3 protein-coding genes are annotated in these 3,542 nt (G+C 61.8%); 2 read left to right on the forward strand and 1 reads right to left on the reverse strand.

Annotation, left to right across the window (positions count from 1 at the left end):
• Positions 1-13: 13 nt before the first annotated feature.
• Positions 14-916, forward strand: coding sequence for a transcriptional activator NhaR (gene nhaR / locus ACRESD_RS15315; protein WP_431751692.1), 903 nt, complete (start codon positions 14-16; stop codon positions 914-916).
• A 4-nt stretch (positions 917-920) separates the two neighbouring features.
• Here nhaR and ACRESD_RS15320 read toward each other — a convergent pair whose 3' ends face one another.
• Positions 921-2,078: an MFS transporter gene (locus ACRESD_RS15320; protein WP_431751693.1), complete on the reverse strand. Its 1,158-nt coding sequence runs from the start codon at positions 2,076-2,078 to the stop codon at positions 921-923.
• Positions 2,079-2,318: 240 nt separating this feature from the next.
• On the opposite strand from ACRESD_RS15320, the gene sstT reads away from it, so the two are divergent.
• Positions 2,319-3,539 carry a serine/threonine transporter SstT gene (sstT, locus tag ACRESD_RS15325; protein WP_431751694.1) on the forward strand — a complete coding sequence of 407 codons (1,221 nt, stop codon included), beginning with the start codon at positions 2,319-2,321 and terminating at the stop codon, positions 3,537-3,539.
• Positions 3,540-3,542 lie beyond the last annotated feature (3 nt).

The raw sequence follows: 3,542 nt of genomic DNA on the forward strand, positions 1-3,542 counted from the left end.
AGTGTAGGCTGCCATGCTCAATTACCGACAATTGCATTACTTCTGGGTGGTGGCCAAGACCGGCAGCATCGTGCGCGCCTGCGAGCAGTTGAACCTCACGCCCCAGACCATCAGCGGGCAGATCAGCTTGCTGGAGCAGACCTTCGGTATAGCATTGTTTCAACGCGTCGGGCGCCAGTTGGAGTTGACCGAAGCCGGGCGCCGGGCGCTGCCGTATGCCGAGCAGATGTTCCAGACCGGCAATGAGTTGGAGGCGCTGCTACGCGCCCAGCCCGATGAACAGCAAATCCTGTTCCGAGTCGGTGTGGCAGATGTGGTGCCCAAATCCATCGTTTATCGGCTGATCGCGCCGACCATGGAGTTGAGCGAACCCATTCGTATCACCTGTCGCGAAGATAAACTCGAACGCCTGCTGGCCGACCTGGCGATCCAGCGCCTTGACCTGGTGATTTCCGATAGCCCAATGCCTACACACCTGGACATCAAGGGCTACAGCCAGAAGTTGGGTGAGTGCGGCATCAGCTTTTTCGCCACCCAGGCATTGGCTGACGAATACAACGGCGACTTCCCACAATGTTTGCAGGGCGCGCCGTTGTTGATTCCGGGAGCGGAAACCGTGGTGCGCAGCCGCTTGCAGCGCTGGTTTGCCGAACAGCAGATTCAACCGAAGATCATCGGCGAGTTCGACGACAGCGCCTTGATGCAGGCATTTGGTCAATCCGGTAGCGGGATCTTCATCGCGCCGAGCGTGATCGCCGATGAGGTGGTACGCCAATACGGCGTGGCGCTGATCGGCCAGACCGACGCGGTCACCGAGTCGTTCTACGCAATCTCGGTGGAGCGCAAGGTCAAGCACCCCGGCATCGTGGCCATTACCGAAGGTGCTCGACGGGCGCTGTTTACCACCCTGCCCTGAGGCCTCAGGCGCTGGTCGCGACTGCTGGTTTGAGGCGCATCAGCCACAGCGCCAGCAGAATCGACACCAGGATAAACCCGGACGCCGCGAAACCCAGGCTGCCCAAGCCGAGGGTGTCGATCACGTGCCCTCCGACCATCGCCCCCAGGCCAATCCCCAGGTTGGCTCCGGCAATATTCAACGATGCGGCAAAGGCCGGCGCGTGGGGCGCGGCTTTCATCAAGCGCACATGGCTGACCAGGAACATTGCCGCCTGGGTGACGCCCCACACCGCCATCGCTGCGGCCAGGCCGACCGTGGAGTGGATCGCCGGCACCAATGCCACCATGCCTGCGATCATGAAACCGCAGAACACCATGGAGGCGATCAATGGGTGACGGTCCACTGCCCGCCCACCCAGGGAGTTACCGATCAAGCCGACTGCGCCAAAGCCCATCAGGCACCAGCCCACCAACGTACCGTCGAACCCGGCCAGGCGTTCCAGGATGTCCGCCAGGTAGGTGTAGGCGGTGAACATGCCGCTGAACACCAGGATCGATAACAGGATATGGCCCTGCATCAGCGGGTTGCGCAGGATCTTGAACTGCGAGCGCAGCGTCACTTGATCGTTCTTTGGCTGGGTGACCGGTAAATAGATAAACAGCAGCAGCGCCTTGGCCAGCGCCACCACGGCAAGGATGGCAAACGCCGTGCGCCAGCCGAACAGATCGGAAATCAGCGTCCCCACCGGAATGCCGAACACTGTGGCGCAGACGATGCCGAAGCCGATCTTCTCGATCGCGCGCCCGGCGTATTCCGGGCCGACGATATCCACCGCCGTCTCACTGGCCAAGGCCCAGAACACTGGCAACCCCAGCGCCGGGAGCAAGCGCGCCAGCGCCATCACCCAGATATTCGGCGCCAGGGCCGCCACGGTATTGGCCACGCCGAACATGATCAGGATGGTGATGAACAGGCGCTTGCGTGGGAAACGGGCGAAGTACGCCGTCAGAAACGGGCCAAAGGCCGCCACGGTAAAGGCGAACAAGGTCACCAGCAGCCCGGCCTGGGACACGCTGACGTTCAAGTCGCGGGCAATGGACGGTAATAAACCGACGATGACGAATTCTGTGGTCAGCACAGTAAAACCGGCGGCCGACAGCAGCAGGATGGGAAACAGCATGAAAACTCCAGAAACGACGACATCAACGACAGCCCGAAGGGCTCGCTGACAGAGAGGAAAGATGAGAGGCGGGAATCTTAACAGAGTGTGTCCGGGTTTGGCGAAGGCCCTGGGATGCGGGTGACGCAATGTCGCAGCGGCCAGGCCCTGAGTGACAGCATGCTAGACTTCGCGTCCCCGCGTCCTACAGCCTTTTCTGCGTGCGCCGCTGTGCCTTCAAAAAACTAGAGACAAGTGTTTATGACTGCTGCCCCCTCCCTCCTGCAACGACTGGCCCGTGTCAGCCTGGTCACGCAAATCATCCTCGGCCTGGTGGCCGGCATCCTCCTGGCGTTGCTGGCGCCGGAGGCGGCCAAGGCCACCGGGTTCATCGGCAAAGTGTTTGTCGCGGCGCTCAAGGGCGTGGCGCCGATCCTGGTATTTGTGTTGGTGATAGCATCGATAGCCAACCATAAACAGGGCCAACAAACCCACATCAAGCCGATCCTGTTCCTGTACCTGCTCGGCACCTTTGCCGCAGCCATGGTGGCGGTGATTGGCAGCGCGCTGTTTCCTTCGACGCTGGTGCTGGTGACCCATGACGCCACCGTCAGCGCCCCCGGCGGCATCGGTGAAGTGCTGCAAAGCCTGCTGCTCAGCGTGGTGGACAACCCAGTCAATGCCCTGGTAAATGCCAACTTTATCGGCATCCTGGCCTGGGCGATCGGCTTGGGTGTCGCCATTCGCCATGCCGGTGAGACGACTCGCACGGTGGTCGACGACCTGTCCAACGGCGTGACATTGATCGTGCGGGTGGTGATCCGCTTCGCGCCCCTGGGCATTTTTGGCCTCGTGGCCTCGACCCTGGCCACTTCCGGCTTTGGCGCCCTGCTCGGCTACGCCCACCTGCTGGCTGTGCTGATCGGTTGCATGCTGTTCGTAGCGCTGGTGATGAACCCGGCCATCGTGTACTGGAAGCTGCGCCGCAACCCGTACCCGCTGGTGCTGATGTGCCTGCGTGAAAGTGGCATCACCGCCTTTTTCACCCGCAGCTCGGCGGCGAACATCCCGGTGAACCTGGCGTTGAGCAAACGCCTGGGCCTGCATGAAGACACCTACTCGGTGTCGATCCCGTTGGGTGCCACCATCAATATGGCCGGTGCCGCGATCACCATCACCGTATTGACCCTGGCCGCCGTGCATACCCTCGGGATTGCGGTCGACCTGCCGACCGCCCTGCTGCTCAGCGTAGTGGCGGCGGTTTGCGCCTGTGGTGCGTCGGGTGTGGCCGGTGGCTCGCTGTTGCTGGTGCCCCTGGCGTGCAGCCTGTTCGGCATTCCCAGCGAGATTGCCATGCAAGTGGTTGCTGTCGGCTTCATCATCGGCGTGTTGCAGGATTCGGCGGAAACCGCGCTCAATTCCTCCACCGATGTGCTGTTTACCGCCGCCGCTTGCTTGGGCCAGGTAGAGCAGCCAGCTTAAACG

Source organism: Pseudomonas sp. (genome assembly GCF_050739995.1).
Taxonomy (GTDB): Bacteria; Pseudomonadota; Gammaproteobacteria; order Pseudomonadales; family Pseudomonadaceae; genus Aquipseudomonas.